Below are 21,744 nucleotides of genomic sequence, written 5' to 3'. Positions count from 1 at the left end.
GAGTATAGTTGTATGGACAATGGGGTTATGTTGCAATCTCATTTATCATAGGGATTGCAATTGCCTTTTCCACTTCAGTTTTATTGCTGACTTGTTGTCTCGTTTTGTATGTTTTCTATTGTTTATACCGTACTTCGCGTAAAACCTTCTTTTTTTGTATGTTAGCGTGTTTTAGTGGCGCTATGTACACTGCGTATATTCAAGGGCAAAACAAGCCTCTAGGAGAGTCTTACGAAGTTACAAGGGGGCTAATACAAAATACACCTCTTATTAACGGGGATCGCCTAACATTTCAAGTTGAAGATCAGAATAAAAATATAGTGCAGTTAAGTTACAAAATTAAATCGGCCTTGGAAAAGAAACAACTGCGACAATTACATGCAGGAGTATCATGTGTATTCGAAGGTGAGAGGAAAGAACCACCAATAGCTCGGAACTTTCATGGTTTTAATTATCGTGATTATTTGTATAAGCAAAATATTCATTTCATATTGGAGGCTATACATATTTCTGAATGCCAAAAAACATCGTTGTCACTCGTGCAATGGATTCTTCTTTTGAGACAGCAATCAATCTCGGGCGTTACAGAAATGTTTCCGGAGCAATCAGGTGCTTTTATGAATGCATTAGTATTTGGTGATAGACAACAAATGACATTTGAAGTTGAAGAGCAATATCAGCAATTTGGTCTTGTACATTTGTTGGCGATTTCAGGATCGCATATCGTATTGTTAATGGTAATTGTGTATTTTATTTTGCTAAGAAGTGGTGTGACGAGGGAGATAGCGACAGTATGTCTTATCTTTTGCATTCCTCTATATATGATTTTAGCAGGAGAATCACCGTCTGTTATAAGAGCTTCTATAACAGGAGTTTTGATGTTGATTGCTTTCATATGTTCTATTCGTTTATCTAGCTTAGATGCTTTAAGCGTTACAGCTATATGTATGCTTATATTTGATCCGTATCTTGTTTTTAATATTGGCTTTCAGTTTTCGTTCGTGGGTAGTTTCGCCTTGCTTTTGTCAGCCCCGCTTTTACTAGATAGTAGCAATGGAGTAATCCGAAATTCCATTTATATTTCTTTTATTTCACAACTCGTTAGTACTCCGATTTTGTTATATCACTTCGGTTATTTTTCTCCATATAGTATTTTTCTTAATATCCTATACGTTCCGTTTTTATCTCTTATTGTATTGCCGTGTAGTATTATTGTTTTGGTATGTATACCGATCTTCCCGTTTCTTGCAAAAGGACTTGCGAATGTACTATCAATAGGTTTGAATCTTTCTAATGATTTTCTAAGTTATTGTGAAAATTTACCGTTTATCCGCCTTGTTTTCGGGCAAACACCTATACTTCTTGTAGCTCTATATTACGCGAGTATTGTTAGTATATTGATGGTTTGGGAAAGGCGGGTGTCGAAGAAAATTATGTTCGTAGCTTCGGGTATATTTCTTTTCGTTTGTACATGTCATTATGTATATCCGTATTTTCGAGAAAGTGGGAGTGTTACATTTCTTGATGTTGGACAGGGAGACGCAATTTTAATTCGCCTCCCGTACGATAAAGAGATTTACCTCATTGATACTGGTGGCACAATGCGTGCAAATAAGGAAGAATGGCAACGGAAAAAGCATGAATTTTCTGTTGGAAATGATATTTTAATCCCTTATTTACAAAAGGAAGGGATTAAAACAATTGATAAATTAATCGTAACGCATGGAGATGCGGATCATATAGGTGCTGCGCAAGAGTTATTATCAAATATAAGCGTAAAAGAAGTTGTATTTGGCCGAAAAGAACAAGATGCGGTATTAGAAAAAGTATTAAAGAAACAGGCATTAGAAAAGGAAGTGAAAATAAGTGAAGTGGGGGGAGGAGAGAGTTGGAGCGTAAATGAAGCGGAATTTTTTGTGTTAGCTCCAACAGGAAAAGCAAGAAGTGAAAATAATGCTTCAATCGTAATATGGGCAAAATTAGGAGGGGCAACGTGGCTGTTTACAGGTGATTTAGAAGAAGAAGGAGAGAAATTTTTAATAGCTACGTATCCAGATTTACGGGCGGATGTTTTAAAGGTTGCTCATCATGGGAGTAATACGTCATCTATAGTGCCTTTTTTGAGCGCTGTACAGCCTGATATAGCGATTATTTCTGTCGGTGAGCGTAATAGGTATGGGCATCCTCATAAGGAAGTGATAGAGCGTTTGGAGAAGATGGGGATTGAAATATGGCGTACGGATAAGCAAGGCGCTATTTCCTATGTTTTTAAAGTGGAACACGGAACCTTTCGTAGCAAAATCACATACGATGAAACACATAATAGATAAAAAAGAAGACTGCCAGTAAGCAGCAGTCTTTAAGAACCGATAAATTTAATAACAGTTGCAATGATGAAAAGTGTTGCGAAAAAACCAAATGAGACGATAAATCCTACCCCTGAATCAATAGCGTCATTGCGTTTACTTTGAACGTTCTGTTCAAAATCATTCATTTAGAATCCCTCCCCAACATTCCACTTTAGTATAAAATATTGTCAGAAAAAAATCTACAATTTCCATATGAAGAGAAATCGAGCGTTTTTACTACTTTAGATCGTTAAGGAACGTGAGTGTTTTGTTTCCAAGCATGTTAACAGTTGGCACTTATACTTGAATTTTTATTGTGAATAATAAAGGGAAGGTGATTACCGCACACCAATAAGAAACCCGGGGCTTATTGCGTGGCGTTTAATATAAATAAAGGAACGGGTCATAAAGCCTGTTCCTTTGTACTTGTAAAACAAAAGCTAGGGCAGTAGTATAAATATATATTGCCAAGTTAGGGAGTAGGAAAAAGTATGAGTGATATACATAAAAAGATTAAAAAGAAGCAGTTTGCTCCAGTGTATTTACTGTATGGAACGGAAGCGTTTTTTATAAATGAAACGATAAAGCTTATTACAACAGAAGCGCTTGAAGAGGAAGATCGCGAGTTTAATGTTGTGACATATGATTTAGAAGAAGCGTATTTAGAAGATGTGGTTGAGGATGCACGTACACTTCCTTTTTTCGGGGAACGTAAAGTGATATTAATAAAATCACCACTATTTTTAACTTCACAAAAAGAAAAATTAGAGCAAAATATAAAAATTTTAGAAGAATATATTGGAGAGCCTTCTCCATTTTCTATTCTTGTTTTTGTTGCGCCTTACGAAAAACTTGATGAACGAAAAAAAATTACAAAATTATTAAAGAAAACAGCGGACGTAGTAGAAGCGAATGCGATGCAAGTGCAGGATGTTCAGAAGTGGATTGTTGCTCGTGCAGATGAGGTGCATGTGCATATAGATAATGCAGCTGTTAGTTTGTTGTTAGAGCTTGTGGGAAGTAATGTAACGATGTTGGCGAAGGAAATGGACAAGTTAACGTTATACGTCGGTATGGGCGGAGAGATTACACCGAAACTTGTTGGGGAGCTTGTGCCAAAATCGGTTGAACAAAATGTGTTTGCTTTGACAGAAAAAGTGGTAAAAAAAGATATCGCGGGTGCGATGCAAATTTTGGATGGATTATTTACGCAGCAAGAGGAACCAATTAAACTGCTTGCGTTATTAGTAAGTCAATTCCGCTTGCTCTATCAAGTGAAAGAGTTACAGCAGCGTGGTTATGGACAAAATCAAATTGCGTCTCATATTGGTGTGCATCCATATCGTGTAAAGTTAGCGATGAATCAAACGAAGTTTTTCTCTTTTGAAGAATTAAAAAAAGTGATTATAGAATTAGCGGAAGCTGATTATAGTATGAAGACTGGAAAAATGGATAAGAAACTTGTGCTTGAGTTTTTCTTAATGCGGTTAAATCATATGTGATGAAACAAAAAGTTCACGTGCTTAGCACGTGAACTTTTTGTATATAAAAAAACGATCCAAATGGATCGTTTTTTAAACGCCTTACGCGTTTACTTGTTTCGCTAAGCGAGATTTTTGACGAGCTGCAGCGTTTTGGTGGATAAGACCTTTACGAGCTGCTTTGTCAAGTTTTTTAGAAGCAGTTTTGAAAGCTTCTTTAGCATTTTCAAGATCGTTATTAGTAACTAAAGCTTCTACAGTTTTAACAGCAGAACGCATGTCAGACTTGATAGAAGCGTTATGTGAACGACGCTCTTCGCTAAGTTTAGCGCGTTTGATAGCAGATTTGATGTTTGCCATACTTTTCACCTCCCTGGTGCAATCGAATGACTCGATTCTTAACATAGAACAAGTGATATTCTATCAAACGGTGAAGAGAATTGCAATAGTATATCAATGAAATTTCACGTAAAGGAAAGAATGACCTTATATAACTTTGGGAAATCTAACGATATTTACTATGAATTACGGAGGAGATACGATGAAAGAACCATTAGATTTAAGTAAATATAGTGTTAGAACGGACCTTGCTGTAGAGGCACATGAAATGCTGCAAGAGAGTCAAGAAGAGCAAAAAGGGATACAAGGAGTTATTGTCAAAGAGAGGGAAGAAGAAGGTATTACCATTACAAAAGTAACGATTGATGAAATTGCCTCTGAATCGATGGGTAAAAAACCTGGGAGTTATTTAACGCTTGAAGTACAAGGTATACGTCAACAAGATACGGAACTGCAACAAAAAGTAGAGCGCATTTTTGCAAAAGAATTTTCTTATTTCTTAGAAGAGGTTGGCGTTACGAAAGAAGCGAGTTGTTTAATTGTTGGCCTTGGGAATTGGAATGTAACGCCAGATGCGCTTGGACCAATCGTTGTAGAAAATGTATTGGTAACGAGACATTTGTTTCAATTGCAGCCTGAAAGTGTAGAAGAAGGGTTTAGGCCTGTTAGTGCAATTCGGCCGGGGGTAATGGGAATTACAGGAATCGAAACGAGCGATGTCATTTATGGAATCATTGAGAAGACGAAGCCAGACTTTGTCATTGCAATTGATGCATTAGCTGCCCGCTCTATTGAACGAGTAAATAGTACGATACAAATTTCTGATACGGGAATTCATCCTGGATCGGGTGTTGGGAATAAGCGTAAGGAACTTAGTAAAGAAACATTGGGTATTCCTGTTATCGCGATTGGTGTTCCGACTGTGGTTGATGCAGTTTCGATTACAAGCGATACAATTGATTTTATTTTGAAACATTTTGGACGGGAGATGAAAGAAGGAAACAAACCTTCCCGTTCTTTGTTGCCAGCCGGTTTTACATTTGGAGAAAAGAAAAAATTAACAGAAGAAGATATGCCGGATGAAAAGAGTCGGAATATGTTTTTAGGTGCTGTAGGTACACTGGAAGATGAAGAGAAGAGAAAATTAATTTATGAAGTGTTATCTCCTCTTGGTCATAATTTAATGGTGACTCCGAAAGAAGTGGATGCTTTCATAGAGGATATGGCGAATGTAATAGCGAGTGGTTTAAATGCAGCCTTGCATCATCAAATTGACCAAGATAATACAGGAGCATATACACATTGATGGGAAGAGACGATAATCGTTTAAGCCGTTTTTCGCTTTTATGTATATGTAGTGCGGCCTTATGTTTACTTATGATAATAGCAGGGGTGGCACTTGCTAATCATGGTTTGAAAAGTATGAAAGGTTATCAGCAAATGTCGTATGAACAAATCGCTCATATGACAGGAACAGAGGGTGCGGGTGCTGAATCGGAAATTTTGGGAAGTTCGTTTTCCGTTGCTGAAAAACAAAAACAATTAGAAAGCTTAAAAAGCTTTAATGTTGTAGAAGGAATTGGTATGGCAATAGCAAGTGCTACTTATGAAGTAACAAAGTTCGGAACGGATATAGTTGTTGGGAAAGTGAGAGAGATTTTTAGTTAAGGGTAGCAGGAAGAACGGTTGTCTTACCATTTTGTACGACAGCCGTTTTTAAATTTGAAAAAGGTTTGTCTCTTATGGTTTGTTCGCATAAGATATAAATAGAATGATTTGTATTGTAAGCAGCACGAGTTTTCATTGAATCTTTGCTGCTCTATTGATATAATCAGTGCTAGTGTATATTGGCGAGACTATTAGGAGTTGAGAACATAGATGAACAAAGAAGAAAGAGCAAAAAGACAGTCCAAAATCCGTAATTTCTCTATCATTGCTCATATTGACCACGGAAAATCAACGTTAGCAGACCGTATTTTAGAGAAAACAAACGCGTTAACACAACGTGAAATGAAAGCTCAATTGCTTGACTCTATGGATTTAGAGCGTGAGCGCGGTATTACAATTAAATTAAATGCAGTACAACTAACGTATAAAGCGAAAGACGGTGAAGAGTATATTCTTCACTTAATCGATACTCCAGGACACGTCGACTTTACGTACGAAGTATCTCGTAGTTTAGCGGCTTGTGAAGGTGCGATTCTTGTTGTGGATGCAGCACAAGGGATTGAGGCGCAAACATTAGCGAACGTATATTTAGCGCTTGATAATAATTTAGAAATATTACCAGTTATTAATAAGATCGACTTACCAAGTGCGGACCCAGAACGTGTACGTCAAGAGGTAGAAGATGTAATTGGTTTAGATGCATCGGAAGCTGTACTTGCTTCAGCGAAAGCTGGTATTGGTATTGAAGATATTTTAGAACAAATCGTTGAAAAGGTACCAGCTCCAACAGGTGATTCAGAAGAGCCTTTACAATGTATGATTTTCGATTCTTTATATGACCCGTACCGCGGTGTAATTGCATATATCCGTGTTGTAAATGGAACGGTAAAAGTTGGCGATAAAGTACGTATGATGGCAACTGGAAAAGAATTTGAAGTAACAGAAGTAGGTGTGTTTACACCGAAAACAACGCAACGTGACGAGTTAACAGTAGGTGATGTAGGTTTCTTAGCAGCATCTATTAAAAACGTAGGTGATACACGCGTAGGTGATACGATCACACATGCAAAACGTCCGGCTGCAGAGGCGTTAGCAGGTTATCGTAAATTAAACCCGATGGTATTCTGTGGTTTATATCCAATCGATTCTGCACGTTACAACGACTTACGTGATGCGTTAGAAAAATTAGAGTTAAACGATTCTGCTCTTGAGTTTGAACCAGAAACATCTCAAGCGCTAGGATTTGGTTTCCGTTGTGGTTTCTTAGGACTTCTTCACATGGAAATCATTCAAGAACGTATTGAACGTGAATTTAAAATCGATTTAATTACAACAGCACCAAGCGTTATTTATAAAGTTTATTTAACGAACGGTGAAGATGTTATTGTTGATAATCCATCTAATATGCCAGATCCACAGTCTATTGATCGTGTAGAAGAGCCGTTTGTGAAGGCTTCAATTATGGTTCCGAATGACTATGTTGGAGCTGTAATGGAAATTTGCCAAGGTAAACGTGGAACGTTTATTGATATGCAATATTTAGATGAAACACGTGTTACACTAACATACGAAATCCCGTTATCAGAAATCGTATATGACTTCTTCGATCAGTTGAAATCAAATACGAAAGGATATGCATCGTTTGACTACGAGTTAATTGGTTACAAACCATCGAAACTTGTGAAAATGGATATTCTTTTAAATAACGAACAAGTCGATGCTCTATCATTTATCGTACACCGTGATTCAGCGTATGATCGTGGTAAAGTAATCGTAGAGAAATTAAAAGAATTAATTCCAAGACAACAGTTCGAAGTACCAATTCAGGCGACTATCGGAAACAAGGTTGTAGCACGTTCTACAATTAAGGCAATGCGTAAAAACGTACTTGCGAAATGTTACGGTGGTGACATTTCTCGTAAGCGTAAACTTCTTGATAAGCAAAAAGAAGGTAAAAAACGTATGAAGTCTGTTGGTTCTGTAGAAGTACCGCAAGAAGCATTCATGGCTGTACTGAAAATGGATGACAACTAATAATTGATTGTTATTTCATGCGGATTGAGATAAAAAAAGAAGTCGTTTATACGGCTTCTTTTTTATGTATAATTACTTTTTAGACAACGTAGCTTCTCTCATTTACAATAGTGAGGTGGCTATATTTATGAATGATTGATATAGAGTTAGGAGACTATTAATGTCCGAAAATATTCGAAAAGATATTCACGAAAAAATACAAAATGGCAATTTTAATTGTGAAAAGGAATTGACGCTTTCTATTATTAGCGGGAAGTGGAAAGTTGTGATACTGTGGCATCTTGGTGTGGAAGGGCCTCATCGTTTTAGTGAATTACAACGATTATTCCCAAGCATTTCTCATAAAGTTTTGTCGAACCAATTAAAAGAGTTAATGGAAGATGGGATTGTTGACCGAACAGTATACCCAGAAATTCCTCCGCGAGTAGAGTATTATATGACGGAATTAGGCATGTCGCTTTTACCGATCGTTGAAATGATGTATGATTGGGGAAAAATGCGAATGGAACAAATTCGTAATACGTTAGAGAAGTGAAGATTCCTCCGGAGTGCGGAGGTTTTCTTTTTAGAAAGGTAGGAGTTATATTTGGTTCAAGCTGCATATATTCATATTCCATTTTGTCAGCATATTTGTCACTATTGTGATTTTAATAAAGTGTTTATTGAACGCCAACCGGTCGATCAATATTTAGAGTATTTAGAGAAAGAAATAATAAATACAGTTCAAAAAGTACCGTTTGATAGTATGAAAACGATTTTTGTTGGTGGAGGAACTCCGACAGCGTTAAATATGGAACAGACAAAAAAGTTACTAGATATTATAAACCGTCGCTTACGTCCATTTGCTCCAAATTGTGAATTAACATTTGAAGCGAATCCAGGTGATTTACCGAAAGAGAAGTTAAATGTATTGCTAGAAGGTGGAGTGAACCGAATTAGTTTTGGTGTGCAAACATTTCGGGATGAGTTGCTTGAGAAAATTGGGCGTAAGCATACGAGGGAAGATGCATTTGTAGCAATTAGAGAAGCGCAGGAAGTGGGCTTTAAAAATATAAATGTAGATATTATTTATGCTCTGCCAGGGCAGACGATAGAAGATGTAAAAGAAACATTAGACATTGCTTTTACGCTGGGTGTACAACATTTCTCAGCATATTCATTAATTGTGGAACCGAAAACTGTGTTTTATAACTTAATGAATAAAGGGAAATTAAGACTTCCAGGTGAAGATCATGAAGCGAAAATGTATGAAATGGTAATGGATGAAATGGAGAAACACGGCTATAGCCAGTATGAAATTAGCAATTTCTCAAAAGGTGATAATGAAAGTAGACACAATCTCACATACTGGAATAATGAGGAGTATTATGGATTTGGAGCTGGAGCGCATAGTTATGTAAATGGAGAACGTATCCAAAATGTAGGGCCGCTCAAGCAATATTTCAATAAAATCGATGAAACTGGATTTCCATATTTAGATGTTCACGCGGTGACGGAGAAAGAAAGAATGGAAGAAGAGTTGTTCTTAGGACTTCGAAAAACACAAGGTGTATCTAAAATATTGTTTCAAAAGAAATTTAATATGGAGATGAATCAAGTTTTCGCGAAGCAGTTGCAAAAAAATCAAGAACAAGGATTGCTTGAAGAGAAAGATGGATATGTTCGTTTAACGCGAAAAGGAAAATTATTAGGGAATGAAGTATTCCAATCATTTTTGATTGACTAATTAAATGTTCCATAAACGTGAAAAAGTTTCATTATTTCGTGACGTTTCCGTTGACAATTGAATGTCAATTTTGGTAAGTTATTAATAGATTTAGCACTCGAAGACAAAGAGTGCTAACAGAGGTGATGATGAGATGCTTACGGAACGTCAGCTCTTAATTTTACAAACAATTATTGATGACTTTATTGGATCAGCGCAACCTGTTGGGTCGAGGACGTTGGCTAAGAAAGATGAAATTACGTTTAGTTCAGCTACTATTCGAAATGAAATGGCTGATTTAGAGGAACTAGGATTTATTGAGAAAACGCATAGTTCTTCAGGACGTGTTCCTTCTGAAAAAGGATATCGTTTTTATGTAGACCATCTTTTAGCGCCGCAAAACTTACCGAACGATGAAATTGTACAAATTAAAGATTTATTTGCTGAAAGAATTTTTGAAGCGGAAAAGATTGCACAACAATCGGCTCAAATTTTATCAGAGCTTACGAATTATACGGCCATTGTTCTTGGACCGAAGTTAAGCACAAATAAACTTAAAAACGTACAAATTGTACCGCTTGACCATCAAACTGCAGTCGCTATTATTGTAACGGATACAGGGCATGTACAAAGCAAAACGATTACCGTTCCGGAATCTGTTGATTTATCAGATTTAGAAAAAATGGTTAATATTTTAAATGAAAAGCTGTCGGGTGTACCAATGGCAGAACTGCATAACAAAATCTTTAAAGAGATTGTTACAGTTTTACGTGGATATGTTCATAATTACGATAGTGCAATAAAAATGTTAGATGGTACATTTCAAGTTCCTTTATCGGAAAAGATATACTTTGGAGGCAAAGCAAATATGCTTTCGCAACCAGAGTTCCATGACATTCACAAAGTAAGATCCTTGCTGACGATGATTGATAATGAAGCCGAGTTTTATGACATTTTGCGTCATAAACAAGTAGGTATTCAAGTGAACATTGGTAGGGAAAACTCTGCGACGGCCATGGAAGATTGTAGTTTAATTTCTGCAACATATTCGATTGGAGAAGAACAGCTTGGAACAATTGCTATTTTAGGTCCGACAAGAATGCAATACTCTCGGGTAATTAGTTTGTTACAGTTATTTACGAGACAATTTACTGATGGACTTAAAAAGTAAATGAGAGTAATACATTCGCTCAAGTAATGAAATTTTCATTGCTGTGTGTAATATATAATGCTTAAGGAATTGTGTTCAGCATAATACCTAATACCTTTTAAGGAGGTGAATATTGTGGAAGAGCGTAACGAACAAGTGGTAGAAGAAGTAAAAGAAGCGCAAGTTGAAGAAGCTGTCACGACAGAAAACAGTGAAAAAACTGTAGAAGAAAAAAGTGAGGCTGCTCTTTTACAAGAAAAAGTAGATGAGTTACAAGCGAAGCTAACGGAAACGGAAGGTCGCACATTACGTCTACAAGCTGATTTTGAAAATTATAAGCGTCGTGTCCAAATGGATAAACAGGCTGCTGAAAAATATAGAGCACAAAGTCTAGTTTCAGATATTTTGCCAGCTCTTGATAATTTTGAAAGAGCGATGCAAGTGGAAGCAACTGATGAGCAAACGAAATCCTTGTTACAAGGTATGGAAATGGTGCATCGTCAATTGTTAGAAGCGTTGACTAAAGAAGGCGTTGAAGCGATTGAAGCTGTTGGTAAACAGTTTGATCCTAATGAACACCAAGCTATTATGCAAGTGGAAGATAGTGAATTTGAATCAAACGCGGTAGTTGAAGAATTCCAAAAAGGTTATAAACTAAAAGACCGTGTGATTCGCCCATCAATGGTAAAAGTAAATCAATAATTTACATAAAAGTAGGAGGATTCGCCATGAGTAAAATTATCGGTATTGACTTAGGTACAACAAACTCTTGTGTAGCTGTTATGGAAGGTGGAGAACCAAAGGTTATCCCAAATCCAGAAGGAAACCGTACAACACCTTCTGTTGTAGCTTTCAAAAATGAAGAGCGTCAAGTTGGGGAAGTTGCAAAGCGTCAAGCAATTACAAACCCAAATACAATCATGTCTGTTAAACGTCATATGGGTACAGACTACAAAGTAGAAGTTGAAGGTAAAGATTATACACCTCAAGAAATTTCTGCAATCATTTTACAAAACTTAAAAGCTTCTGCTGAAGCATACTTAGGTGAAACAGTAACAAAAGCTGTTATTACAGTACCTGCATACTTCAACGATGCAGAACGTCAAGCAACAAAAGATGCTGGTCGTATCGCTGGTTTAGAAGTTGAGCGTATCATTAACGAACCAACAGCAGCAGCGCTTGCTTACGGTTTAGAAAAACAAGATGAAGAGCAAAAAATCTTAGTATATGACTTAGGTGGCGGTACATTTGACGTATCTATCCTTGAGTTAGCAGATGGAACATTCGAAGTTATTTCAACTGCTGGTGACAACCGTCTTGGTGGAGATGACTTTGACCAAGTTATTATTGACCACTTAGTAGCTGAGTTCAAAAAAGAAAATAACATTGATTTAAGCCAAGATAAAATGGCACTTCAACGTTTGAAAGATGCAGCTGAAAAAGCGAAAAAAGATCTTTCTGGCGTAACACAAACACAAATTTCATTACCATTCATTAGTGCTGGAGCTGCTGGTCCATTACACTTAGAATTAACGTTAACAAGAGCGAAATTCGAAGAGATTTCAGCAGGTCTTGTTGAAAGAACGTTAGAGCCAACTCGTCGTGCATTAAAAGACGCTGGTTTTGCTCCAAGTGAATTAGATAAAGTTATCCTTGTTGGTGGATCTACTCGTATCCCAGCTGTACAAGAAGCTATTAAACGTGAAACTGGTAAAGAACCATATAAAGGTGTAAACCCTGATGAAGTTGTAGCATTAGGTGCTGCAGTTCAAGGTGGCGTACTTACTGGTGATGTAGAAGGCGTACTATTATTAGACGTAACTCCACTTTCTTTAGGTATTGAAACTATGGGTGGTGTGTTCACGAAATTAATCGAGCGTAACACTACAATTCCAACAAGTAAGTCACAAGTATTCTCAACAGCTGCTGATAACCAACCGGCAGTAGATATTCACGTATTACAAGGTGAGCGTCCAATGTCAGCTGACAACAAAACATTAGGTCGTTTCCAATTAACAGACCTTCCACCAGCACCACGTGGTATTCCACAAATCGAAGTAACATTCGATATTGATGCGAACGGTATCGTTAACGTACGTGCAAAAGACTTAGGAACAAGCAAAGAGCAAACTATTACAATCCAATCTTCTTCAGGTCTTTCTGATGAAGAAGTAGATCGTATGGTACAAGAAGCAGAAGCAAATGCTGACGCTGACCAAAAACGTAAGGAAGAAGTTGAACTTCGTAACGAAGCTGATCAACTTGTATTCCAAACAGATAAAGTTGTAAAAGATTTAGAAGGTAAAGTGGATGCGGCTGAAGTTGCAAAAGCAACAGAAGCGAAAGAAGCATTACAAGCTGCGATTGAGAAGAACGAGCTTGAGGAAATCCGTGCGAAAAAAGACGCTTTACAAGAAATCGTACAACAATTAACTGTTAAATTATACGAGCAAGCTCAAGCAGCTGCAGGGCAAGCAGAAGGTGCACAAGGAGCACAAGATGCTGGCGCGAAGAAAGACAATGTAGTAGACGCTGAGTTCGAAGAAGTAAAAGAAGATAAGTAATATAAATAAGTAGGATGACAAAAAGTCAAAGTCAAGCGTGCCTTGACTTTGGCTTTTTTCACGAATGAAAAGAAAAGTGTGAGGTTCTTAAGTTTTTTACTTTGCATACTGTAAGTGAGGAAACTTTGTTGCAAAGCACTTTCTTTCGGTGTTAAAATTACGTTTATGTGAAAGATTCGGGGGTTGTAAATTTATGAGTAAACGAGACTATTATGAGGTCCTTGGACTTAGCCAGGGTGCTTCAAAAGATGAAATAAAAAAAGCGTATCGTCGTTTGGCTAAAAAATACCATCCAGACGTAAGTAAAGAAGAAAATGCAATTGAAAAGTTTAAAGAAGTACAAGAAGCATACGAAGTATTAAGCGACGATCAAAAGCGCGCGCAATATGATCAATTTGGTCATGCTGGTGCAAATCAAGGTTTCGGTGGCTTTGGCGGCGGAGGAGACTTCGGCGGTGGCTTCGGTTTCGAAGATATCTTTAGTTCGTTCTTTGGCGGCGGTGGCGGTAGACGTCGTGATCCAAATGCTCCGCGTCAAGGTGCTGACTTACAATATCAAGTTACTTTAGAGTTTGAGGAAGCTATTTTTGGTAAAGAATTAAATGTTGAGATTCCAGTAGAAGATCCATGTGATACTTGTAAAGGTAGCGGAGCGAAACCAGGAACTTCAAAAGAAACATGTAAACATTGTTCAGGATCAGGGCAAGTAAGTGTAGAACAAAATACACCATTTGGTCGTATCGTAAACCGTCAAGCTTGTGGTCATTGTTCAGGAACTGGTCAAATGATTAAAGAAAAATGTACGACATGTCACGGTTCTGGTAAAGTACGTAAACGTAAAAAAATCAATGTTAAAATTCCAGCAGGTATTGATAATGGTCAACAAATTCGTGTATCTGGAAAAGGTGAAGCGGGCGTAAATGGCGGACCGGCAGGAGATTTATATGTTGTTGTTCATGTGAGAAATCATGAATTCTTTGAGCGTGAAGGAGATCACATTATTTGTGAAATGCCATTAACATTTGCGCAAATGGCACTTGGTGCTGAAGTGGAAGTTCCTACTGTTCATGGGAAAGTGAAGCTAAAAATTCCAGCAGGAACACAAACAGGAACAGAATTCCGCTTAAAAGGAAAAGGTGCTCCGAACGTACGTGGATACGGTCAAGGAGATCAATATGTAGTCGTTCGTGTTGTTGTACCGACGAAATTAACTTCACATCAAAAAGAGTTATTACGTGAATTTGCGGGACAAGAAGAGCAGGATGATAGTTTATTTGGAAAGCTTAAACGTGCTTTCAAAGGGGAATAATGGAAATGAAAAATGGAGTTGGTAAATTGTGAAATGGTCAGAAGTTAGTATTCATACAACAGAAGAAGCAGTAGAAGCTGTCTCTCATATTTTACATGAAGCTGGTGCTAGTGGAGTTGCGATTGAGGATCCAGCGGAGTTGACGAAAGAGCGCGAGCAACAATATGGTGAAATTTATGCATTGAACCCAGATGAATATCCGGCGGAAGGTGTATTAATAAAAGCATATTTCCCACAAACGGATTCTTTACAGGAAACGATTGCGGGTGTAAAATCATCTATTGATATGCTTCCATCTTACGACATCGAAATTGGTACTGGAAATATTACCGTTAACGAAGTCAATGAAGAAGATTGGGCTACTGCTTGGAAAAAATATTACCATCCAGTACAAATTTCTGATACATTCACAATTGTGCCGACGTGGGAAGAATATACACCAGCTTCTCCGGAAGAAAAAATTATTGAATTAGATCCAGGTATGGCGTTTGGAACAGGAACTCATCCGACAACAACGATGTGTATTCGTGCTTTAGAAAAAACAGTTCAGCCAGGTGATACTGTCATTGATGTAGGAACAGGTTCTGGTGTACTTAGTATTGCAGCGGCAAAATTAGGTGCGTCTTCTGTTCAAGCGTATGATTTAGATCCGGTTGCAGTGGAAAGTGCAGAAATGAATGTACGTTTAAATAAAACAGATGATATCGTGTCTGTTGGGCAAAATAGTCTTTTAGAAGGTATTGAAGGTCCTGTTGATTTAATCGTAGCTAACTTATTAGCAGAAATTATTCTTTTATTCCCTGAGGATGCAGCAAGAGTTGTGAAGTCGGGCGGATTATTTATTACATCGGGCATTATTGCAGCGAAGGAAAAGATAATTTCTGAAGCGCTAGAAAAAGCTGGATTTACAATTGAAGAAGTATTACGAATGGAAGATTGGGTAGCAATTATTGCACGAAATGCGTAATATAGATTTTAGTTTATAATGAAAAGGGGAGTCTCTCACTATAAGGTGAGGGACTTGCCGTTTGTTATATGAAAAAATGATAACGTTTCGTTCTTTTCGTAAGTGTTGACTTACGAAAGGAACGAAACTCTACTAAGGTGATTATATGCAACGTTATTTTGTAGAAGAGAAATATGTAAATGAGACAAGTATTCGCATTGTAGGTGATGACGTACATCATATCGCAAGAGTGATGCGTATGTCAGCTGGTGATCACATTTATTGCTGTGTAAACGGAAAAACAGCAATATGTTCAATTGATGAAATTACCAGTGAATTTATTAATACGGCTATTGTAGAATGGGTAGAGGCGTCAAGTGAACTTCCTGTTTTCGTGACGATTGCAAGTGGACTGCCAAAAGGAGACAAGCTAGAGTTAATTTTCCAAAAAGGAACTGAGCTTGGGGCGGCCGCATTTTTACCATTTCAAGCATCTCGCTCTATTGTAAAATGGGATGCGAAAAAAGCTGATAAAAAAGTTGAGCGTTTAAGAAAAATTGTGAAAGAAGCTGCGGAACAATCGCATAGAAGCGAAATTCCAGAAGTGCATGCTCCGGCATCATTTAAGCAATTGCTTTCAATGAGTAATGAGTATGATGTATGTCTTGTTGCGTACGAAGAGGAAGCAAAACAAGGTGAGAAATCCAATTTTGCTAAAGCTTTAACGACGATGAAACCAGGTCAAAAACTATTGATTGTATTTGGACCAGAAGGTGGTTTAGCGGAGGAAGAGATTACTACGCTTCGTGAACATAAATTTGTACCATGTAGTTTAGGACCAAGAATTTTAAGAACAGAAACGGCGCCGTTATACGCGTTAAGTGCTGCTTCGTATCATTTTGAATTGATGGGGTGATGATCAATGTCAACTGTTGCGTTCCATACGTTAGGTTGTAAAGTAAACCACTATGAAACAGAGGCCATTTGGCAATTGTTTAAACAAGGTGGATATGAAAGAACTGAATATGAAAAGAAAGCTGATGTATATGTTATTAATACGTGTACAGTAACGAATACGGGAGATAAGAAAAGCCGTCAAGTTATTAGACGTGCTGTTCGTCAAAATCCGGATGCGGTTATTTGTGTAACGGGATGTTATGCACAAACATCTCCAGCGGAAATTATGGCGATTCCAGGCGTAGATATTGTAGTTGGTACACAGGATCGTGAAAAGATGTTAGGATACATCGAAGAATTCCGCAAAGAGCGTCAACCAATTAATGCTGTCCGCAACATTATGAAAACACGTGTATACGAAGAACTGGATGTACCTTATTTCACGGATCGTACACGTGCATCTTTAAAAATACAAGAGGGTTGTAATAATTTCTGTACATTCTGTATCATTCCTTGGGCACGTGGTTTAATGCGTTCTCGTGATGGAAAAGAAGTTATTAAACAAGCGCAGCAATTAGTAGATGCAGGTTATAAAGAAATCGTATTAACAGGTATTCATACAGGTGGGTACGGTGAAGATATTAAAGATTATAACTTAGCTGGATTACTTCGTGATATGGAAGCGGAAGTAGGCGGATTAAAACGTCTACGCATTTCTTCTATTGAAGCGAGTCAGATTTCAGATGAAGTAATTAAAGTGTTAGATAAGTCTGAAGTAGTTGTACGTCACTTGCACATTCCATTGCAATCTGGATCTAATACTGTATTAAAGCGTATGCGTCGTAAGTATACGATGGAATTTTTCCAAGAGCGTTTAGATCGATTGAAAGAAGCGTTACCAGGCCTTGCGATTACATCGGATGTAATTGTTGGTTTCCCAGGTGAAACAGAAGAAGAATTCATGGAAACATACAATTTCATTAAAGAGAATCGCTTCTCTGAGTTACACGTATTCCCTTACTCAAAGCGTACAGGAACACCTGCAGCGCGTATGGAAGATCAAGTTCCTGAAGATGTGAAGAATGATCGTGTTCATCGTTTAATTGAACTATCTAACCAATTAGCGAAAGAGTATGCATCACAGTTTGAAGGGGAAGTGCTTGAAATCATTCCGGAAGAGCAATTTAAAGAGGGCGACCGTAAAGGGTTATATGTAGGCTATACGGATAACTACTTAAAAATTGTATTTGAAGGATCAGAAGAGTTAATTGGTAAGCTAGTGAAAGTGAAAATTACGAAAGCTGGTTATCCATATAACGAAGCGCAATTTGTTCGTGTTCTTGAAGATGATGTAAAAAAAGAATCAGCAAGCGCATAAAATGAAACTTTAATGAGTGAGGTTTTTGTTCCTTCCTACTAATTATCAGCCGGATTACTACCTAAGTTCTTTGCTTTTGCTGAATTTTGAGGTGGGGGTCTTACTGCCCGGCAAATAGCGGGATAAAAAAAGCATGCAAACGGAAACGATTTGCATGCTTTCTTTTTTTCGTGGAGAAGTTAAGTACTGAAAAGACAGGTACGTCGAATGAGTAGTTGTTTCGTACATTCCTGCATTAAAAAAGATGTAATGATAAAAATATAGTTGTTTTCAGGGGAAAAGGATAATAGCTATCTACATAGCTTTTGAACAGGAAAGGGCATCTATTCTTCTTTTATTCTGCCAAATAGTTGACCTGAAGTGATAAAATGTATTATAATCGTAAAAGACATGCTGAAGAAGGGTTTCTTTTTGCATGCTGAAATTAGTATGTAAGTGTGATGTTTCGGAGGGAGGGAAAGAGAATGTCAAAAACAGTCGTTCGTAAAAACGAGTCTTTGGAGGATGCACTTCGCCGTTTTAAAAGATCGGTTTCTAAAACTGGTACACTTGCTGAAGCAAGAAAGCGCGAGTTTTATGAAAAACCAAGTGTAAAACGTAAGAAGAAATCTGAAGCGGCAAGAAAGCGTAAATTCTAAGAGAGGGTGTAAGTTATGAGTCTTCTCGGTCGTTTAAACGATGATATGAAACAAGCGATGAAGAATAAACAAAAAGAAAAATTAACCGTTATTCGTATGGTTAAGGCTGCTTTACAAAATGAAGGTATTAAACTGCAACATACTCTTACTGAAGAAGAGGAATTAACAGTTTTAGCTCGTGAAGTAAAACAGTATAAGGACTCCCTCCTTGAATTTAAAAAAGCTGGTCGTGAAGACCTTGTTAATAAACTGCAAAGTGAAATTCAGATTTTAAGCGCATATTTGCCGGAGCAATTAACAGAAGAAGAACTAGCGAATGTAATTAAGCAAGTTATTTCTGAAGTTGGTGCAACTTCTAAAGCAGATATGGGTAAGGTGATGACTGCTGTTATGCCGAAAGTAAAAGGTAAAACAGACGGATCACTTGTGAATAAGCTGGTTATCCAGCTATTAGCATAAAAAAACGTCTCATTTCGTATGAGACGTTTTTTTATGCTTTTTTTCAGTTTGGACGTGATATTACAAGCTCTTTTTTCATACATATGGGATGAGAGGGGGTCTTTTGAGATGAAAAAATTAGAACAAATGAAGAATTGGTTAACAAAGCAAATAGACCTGCCAGTGGATGTGCTAATGGATCTACCTCGGATTACGCTTGTTGGGCAAGTGCATATCTATATAGAGAATCATCGGGGTTTATTAGTGTTTTCGGATAAAGAAGTAAGATTGTTATTAAAGCACGGTCAATTATTAATTAAAGGGCAATCCTTTATTATTAAAACAATCCTTCCAGAAGAACTTTTGCTTGAAGGAATAATTGAGCAAGTGACGTTTTTAGAAAACGAAAAAAAAGAGGAGTGAGGGAAACTTCCATATGTGAAGTTTTTCTTCGTTATTTTCGTGATTCGACCTTACTATTCAATTTATCTCGCTATTTATGGGTGGTAGAACTCTTTATTTCATTTTCGTACGAGCTATTTTGATAATTAAAGTGAAAAAAGTAGTGTGTATACTTTTGGAAAGGTAGTGGAGATAGTAGATGAAAAATAAATGGTTTATAAAGTGGCTTGGATATGTAAAAGTACGAATTGAAGGTAGAGGTGCGGAACGGTTCGTTAACGAATGTGTACGTAGAAAATTATTAGTTTGGGATGTTAAGAAGATTGCTGATGAAACGTTAGTTTTTTGTATGTTATTACGAGATGTGAAGAAAATAAAACCAATTTATAGAAAAAATGAATGTAAACTATATTTTATTGGGCGTTACGGTTTTCCTTTTTTGAATAAGCGTTTAATTAAAAATAGTGGATTCTTAATTGGTTTTTTAATTTTCTTTTTTGGCATGATTGCATTATCCAATATGGTTTGGAAAATTGAAATTACAGGAGCGAAACCTGAAACAGAATATATATTGATGAAAGAATTGGACAAAATGGGTATTAAAAAAGGGAAATTACAATTCCAAATGCCTAATGTAGAAGATGTACAACGTCATTTGACAGACAATATTAATGCGATTACTTGGGCGGGATTAGAAATAAGAGGAACGACGTACCATTTTAAAATTGTTGAAAAAAACGAGCCGAAAAAAGAAAAGGAACAAAGGCCGCAAAATTTAGTTGCAAAAAAAGAAGCGATTGTGACAAAAACATTTGTTGAAGTAGGAAAACCAGTTGTCTTGAAAAATGACCATGTTGAAAAAGGACAGCTTCTCGTATCAGGGATATACGGTAATGAGGAGAGTCCGACGATTGTTTCGGCGAAAGGTATTGTATATGGAGAAACGTGGTACACATCTGAGGTGAGTGTGCCACTAAAGACGCAATTTCAAGTATATACTGGCAATGCATATAATGAGCATTACCTTACATTTGGGAGTGTGAAAATAAAAATATGGGGATTTCAACATGATAAGTATAAACGCTCTCGTACTGAAAGTGTAAAACACGATGTGAAACTATTTGGTTTTACACTGCCGATCGCGTATGAAAAAGATATTGTACGAGAAGAGGAAGAAGCGAATCGGGAATATACAGAAAAACAGGCAATGAAAGTAGCGAAAGAGATGGCTGAAAAAGAACTAAAGAAAAAATTGGATGAACATGCTATGATTGTAAGTGATAAGATTTTGAGTAAAGAGGTTGAGGCGGATCAACTAAAAGTCACATTGCATTATACTGTGATCGAAAATATTGCAGAGCCACAACCAATATCCGAATCCGATATTCAAGGAGACTGAGTAATGGCAGAACAATTAGTAGAAATGAACCAACAATTGGAAAATGCTAACGAAGCAATCGCTCTTTTTGGAGTCAATGATGCTCATTTGAAAGTAATTGAACGGGAACTGAATGTATCGATTGTAACTAGAGGTGAAACTGTTCATGCATCTGGAGCAGTTGAAACTGTGACACTCGTAGAAAAAATCTTACAGCAATTACTTGTTGTTATTCGAAAAGGTATATCAATTACAGAAAGAGATGTTGCGTATGCAATTCAGCTCGCACAACAAGGGAAAATTGCTCAATTTGAAGAGTTATATGAAGAAGAAATCTTTAAAACGGCAAAAGGTAAATCCATTCGTGTAAAAACAATGGGGCAAAGAAGATATATTCATGCAATGAAGAAGAATGATATTGTATTTGGAATGGGACCTGCTGGGACTGGGAAAACATACTTAGCTGTAGTGATGGCTGTGAGAGCTTTAAAGCAAGGGTATGTAAAGAAAATTATTTTAACGAGACCTGCTGTAGAAGCTGGAGAAAGTTTAGGTTTTTTACCAGGAGATTTGAAAGAGAAGGTAGATCCGTATTTACGTCCATTGTATGATGCTTTGCACGATATTCTTGGACAAGAATATACGCAACGTATGATGGAGCGAGGAGTAATTGAAATTGCACCTCTTGCTTATATGAGGGGGCGTACGCTCGATGATTCATTTGTTATTTTAGATGAAGCGCAAAATACAACGGGTGCACAAATAAAAATGTTTTTAACTAGATTAGGTTTTAGCTCTAAAATGGTTATTACGGGGGACCCTTCACAAGTAGACTTACCAAAAGGGGTAAAATCAGGGCTTTCGCTAGCTTCTAACATTTTATCTGGTGTATCAGGCCTTTCATTCATTACATTAGAACAAACGGACGTTGTGAGGCATCCGCTGGTGCAACGTATTATTGAGGCATATGATAAAATGGAATGATCCTATTTGTCAGGATCATTTCTTTTTGTATTAAGGTTGGCGAACGGCATATTTTTTACTATCATAAAAGATAAGAGAAATAAAC

General features: G+C 37.1%; 21 protein-coding genes. 19 read left to right on the top strand and 2 right to left on the bottom strand.

Annotated features, from left to right (window positions below; genetic code table 11):
* Window positions 1–8 precede the first annotated feature (8 nt).
* Window positions 9–2,330, top strand: coding sequence for a DNA internalization-related competence protein ComEC/Rec2 (locus tag JDS82_RS03295; protein WP_199712631.1), 2,322 nt, complete (start codon window positions 9–11; stop codon window positions 2,328–2,330).
* Window positions 2,331–2,359: 29 nt separating this feature from the next.
* Here the strand turns inward: JDS82_RS03295 and JDS82_RS03290 are convergent, their stop codons facing one another.
* Entirely contained in the window at window positions 2,360–2,494 is a 135-nt protein-coding gene (locus tag JDS82_RS03290; protein ID WP_000997609.1) for a YqzM family protein, read from the bottom strand.
* A gap of 345 nt (window positions 2,495–2,839) precedes the next feature.
* On the opposite strand from JDS82_RS03290, the gene holA reads away from it, so the two are divergent.
* The gene (gene holA / locus JDS82_RS03285; RefSeq protein WP_001279932.1) at window positions 2,840–3,850 is read left to right on the top strand and encodes a DNA polymerase III subunit delta; all 1,011 of its coding nucleotides are present in this window, start codon (window positions 2,840–2,842) and stop codon (window positions 3,848–3,850) included.
* 81 nt (window positions 3,851–3,931) lie between these two features.
* On the opposite strand, the gene rpsT is transcribed toward holA, so the two are convergent.
* Window positions 3,932–4,189, bottom strand: a complete 258-nt coding sequence (rpsT, locus tag JDS82_RS03280) for a 30S ribosomal protein S20 (protein WP_001274014.1) — start codon at window positions 4,187–4,189, stop codon at window positions 3,932–3,934.
* A gap of 181 nt (window positions 4,190–4,370) precedes the next feature.
* Here rpsT and gpr point away from each other — a divergent pair, with 181 nt between their 5' ends.
* The 17 genes from gpr (at window position 4,371) to JDS82_RS03195 (ending at window position 21,659) form a co-directional block, all read left to right on the top strand.
* Window positions 4,371–5,474, top strand: coding sequence for a GPR endopeptidase (gpr, locus tag JDS82_RS03275; RefSeq protein ID WP_000662625.1), 1,104 nt, complete (start codon window positions 4,371–4,373; stop codon window positions 5,472–5,474).
* Complete coding sequence (locus JDS82_RS03270) at window positions 5,471–5,836, top strand: YqxA family protein (RefSeq protein ID WP_002107663.1); 366 nt, start codon at window positions 5,471–5,473, stop codon at window positions 5,834–5,836. The genes gpr and JDS82_RS03270 overlap by 4 nt, the downstream gene beginning before the upstream one ends.
* A 210-nt stretch (window positions 5,837–6,046) precedes the next feature.
* A complete protein-coding gene (gene lepA / locus JDS82_RS03265) occupies window positions 6,047–7,870 on the top strand; it encodes an elongation factor 4 (RefSeq protein WP_001030960.1) in 1,824 nt (607 codons plus the stop codon).
* 160 nt (window positions 7,871–8,030) lie between these two features.
* Window positions 8,031–8,405, top strand: a complete 375-nt coding sequence (locus JDS82_RS03260) for a winged helix-turn-helix transcriptional regulator (RefSeq protein WP_001293536.1) — start codon at window positions 8,031–8,033, stop codon at window positions 8,403–8,405.
* A gap of 51 nt (window positions 8,406–8,456) precedes the next feature.
* Window positions 8,457–9,596, top strand: a complete 1,140-nt coding sequence (gene hemW / locus JDS82_RS03255; RefSeq protein ID WP_000249446.1) for a radical SAM family heme chaperone HemW — start codon at window positions 8,457–8,459, stop codon at window positions 9,594–9,596.
* A 133-nt stretch (window positions 9,597–9,729) separates the two neighbouring features.
* A complete protein-coding gene (gene hrcA / locus JDS82_RS03250) occupies window positions 9,730–10,746 on the top strand; it encodes a heat-inducible transcriptional repressor HrcA (RefSeq protein WP_000954944.1) in 1,017 nt (338 codons plus the stop codon).
* Between the two features lie 114 nt (window positions 10,747–10,860).
* Window positions 10,861–11,427: a nucleotide exchange factor GrpE gene (grpE, locus tag JDS82_RS03245; RefSeq protein WP_000392716.1), complete on the top strand. Its 567-nt coding sequence runs from the start codon at window positions 10,861–10,863 to the stop codon at window positions 11,425–11,427.
* A gap of 26 nt (window positions 11,428–11,453) precedes the next feature.
* Window positions 11,454–13,289 carry a chaperone protein DnaK gene (gene dnaK / locus JDS82_RS03240; protein WP_000034697.1) on the top strand — a complete coding sequence of 612 codons (1,836 nt, stop codon included), beginning with the start codon at window positions 11,454–11,456 and terminating at the stop codon, window positions 13,287–13,289.
* A gap of 193 nt (window positions 13,290–13,482) precedes the next feature.
* On the top strand, window positions 13,483–14,598 hold the full coding sequence (dnaJ, locus tag JDS82_RS03235; protein ID WP_000043954.1) for a chaperone protein DnaJ: 1,116 nt from the start codon (window positions 13,483–13,485) through the stop codon (window positions 14,596–14,598).
* Window positions 14,599–14,626: 28 nt separating this feature from the next.
* The gene (gene prmA, locus JDS82_RS03230; protein ID WP_000872122.1) at window positions 14,627–15,565 is read left to right on the top strand and encodes a 50S ribosomal protein L11 methyltransferase; all 939 of its coding nucleotides are present in this window, start codon (window positions 14,627–14,629) and stop codon (window positions 15,563–15,565) included.
* A 145-nt stretch (window positions 15,566–15,710) separates the two neighbouring features.
* Entirely contained in the window at window positions 15,711–16,460 is a 750-nt protein-coding gene (locus JDS82_RS03225; protein ID WP_001190150.1) for a 16S rRNA (uracil(1498)-N(3))-methyltransferase, read from the top strand.
* Between the two features lie 6 nt (window positions 16,461–16,466).
* Complete coding sequence (mtaB, locus tag JDS82_RS03220; RefSeq protein ID WP_000108690.1) at window positions 16,467–17,819, top strand: tRNA (N(6)-L-threonylcarbamoyladenosine(37)-C(2))-methylthiotransferase MtaB; 1,353 nt, start codon at window positions 16,467–16,469, stop codon at window positions 17,817–17,819.
* A gap of 464 nt (window positions 17,820–18,283) precedes the next feature.
* Entirely contained in the window at window positions 18,284–18,457 is a 174-nt protein-coding gene (gene rpsU / locus JDS82_RS03215; RefSeq protein WP_000048061.1) for a 30S ribosomal protein S21, read from the top strand.
* A gap of 15 nt (window positions 18,458–18,472) precedes the next feature.
* On the top strand, window positions 18,473–18,916 hold the full coding sequence (locus JDS82_RS03210; RefSeq protein ID WP_000054579.1) for a GatB/YqeY domain-containing protein: 444 nt from the start codon (window positions 18,473–18,475) through the stop codon (window positions 18,914–18,916).
* Between the two features lie 108 nt (window positions 18,917–19,024).
* A complete protein-coding gene (gene yqfC / locus JDS82_RS03205) occupies window positions 19,025–19,318 on the top strand; it encodes a sporulation protein YqfC (protein WP_000732264.1) in 294 nt (97 codons plus the stop codon).
* Between the two features lie 178 nt (window positions 19,319–19,496).
* Window positions 19,497–20,696 carry a sporulation protein YqfD gene (gene yqfD / locus JDS82_RS03200; protein ID WP_000792474.1) on the top strand — a complete coding sequence of 400 codons (1,200 nt, stop codon included), beginning with the start codon at window positions 19,497–19,499 and terminating at the stop codon, window positions 20,694–20,696.
* Between the two features lie 3 nt (window positions 20,697–20,699).
* Window positions 20,700–21,659: a PhoH family protein gene (locus JDS82_RS03195; RefSeq protein WP_000840500.1), complete on the top strand. Its 960-nt coding sequence runs from the start codon at window positions 20,700–20,702 to the stop codon at window positions 21,657–21,659.
* Window positions 21,660–21,744 lie beyond the last annotated feature (85 nt).

It is taken from the genome of Bacillus cereus group sp. N14 (assembly GCF_016483555.1).
Taxonomy (GTDB): domain Bacteria; phylum Bacillota; class Bacilli; order Bacillales; family Bacillaceae_G; genus Bacillus_A; species Bacillus_A wiedmannii.
Note: the sequence above shows the minus strand (reverse complement) of the source record. Positions and strands in the feature narration are given on the sequence as shown.

Excerpts from the sequence above, each read along its gene's own strand:
- JDS82_RS03290 (WP_000997609.1), bottom strand. The coding sequence starts at position 2,494 with ATGAATGATTTTGAACAGAACGTTCAAAGTAAACGCAATGACGCTATT.
- holA (WP_001279932.1), top strand. The coding sequence starts at position 2,840 with ATGAGTGATATACATAAAAAGATTAAAAAGAAGCAGTTTGCTCCAGTG.
- rpsT (WP_001274014.1), bottom strand. The coding sequence starts at position 4,189 with ATGGCAAACATCAAATCTGCTATCAAACGCGCTAAACTTAGCGAAGAG.
- gpr (WP_000662625.1), top strand. The coding sequence starts at position 4,371 with ATGAAAGAACCATTAGATTTAAGTAAATATAGTGTTAGAACGGACCTT.
- lepA (WP_001030960.1), top strand. The coding sequence starts at position 6,047 with ATGAACAAAGAAGAAAGAGCAAAAAGACAGTCCAAAATCCGTAATTTC.
- JDS82_RS03260 (WP_001293536.1), top strand. The coding sequence starts at position 8,031 with ATGTCCGAAAATATTCGAAAAGATATTCACGAAAAAATACAAAATGGC.
- hrcA (WP_000954944.1), top strand. The coding sequence starts at position 9,730 with ATGCTTACGGAACGTCAGCTCTTAATTTTACAAACAATTATTGATGAC.
- dnaK (WP_000034697.1), top strand. The coding sequence starts at position 11,454 with ATGAGTAAAATTATCGGTATTGACTTAGGTACAACAAACTCTTGTGTA.
- dnaJ (WP_000043954.1), top strand. The coding sequence starts at position 13,483 with ATGAGTAAACGAGACTATTATGAGGTCCTTGGACTTAGCCAGGGTGCT.
- JDS82_RS03225 (WP_001190150.1), top strand. The coding sequence starts at position 15,711 with ATGCAACGTTATTTTGTAGAAGAGAAATATGTAAATGAGACAAGTATT.
- mtaB (WP_000108690.1), top strand. The coding sequence starts at position 16,467 with ATGTCAACTGTTGCGTTCCATACGTTAGGTTGTAAAGTAAACCACTAT.
- rpsU (WP_000048061.1), top strand. The coding sequence starts at position 18,284 with ATGTCAAAAACAGTCGTTCGTAAAAACGAGTCTTTGGAGGATGCACTT.
- JDS82_RS03210 (WP_000054579.1), top strand. The coding sequence starts at position 18,473 with ATGAGTCTTCTCGGTCGTTTAAACGATGATATGAAACAAGCGATGAAG.
- yqfC (WP_000732264.1), top strand. The coding sequence starts at position 19,025 with ATGAAAAAATTAGAACAAATGAAGAATTGGTTAACAAAGCAAATAGAC.
- yqfD (WP_000792474.1), top strand. The coding sequence starts at position 19,497 with ATGAAAAATAAATGGTTTATAAAGTGGCTTGGATATGTAAAAGTACGA.
- JDS82_RS03195 (WP_000840500.1), top strand. The coding sequence starts at position 20,700 with ATGGCAGAACAATTAGTAGAAATGAACCAACAATTGGAAAATGCTAAC.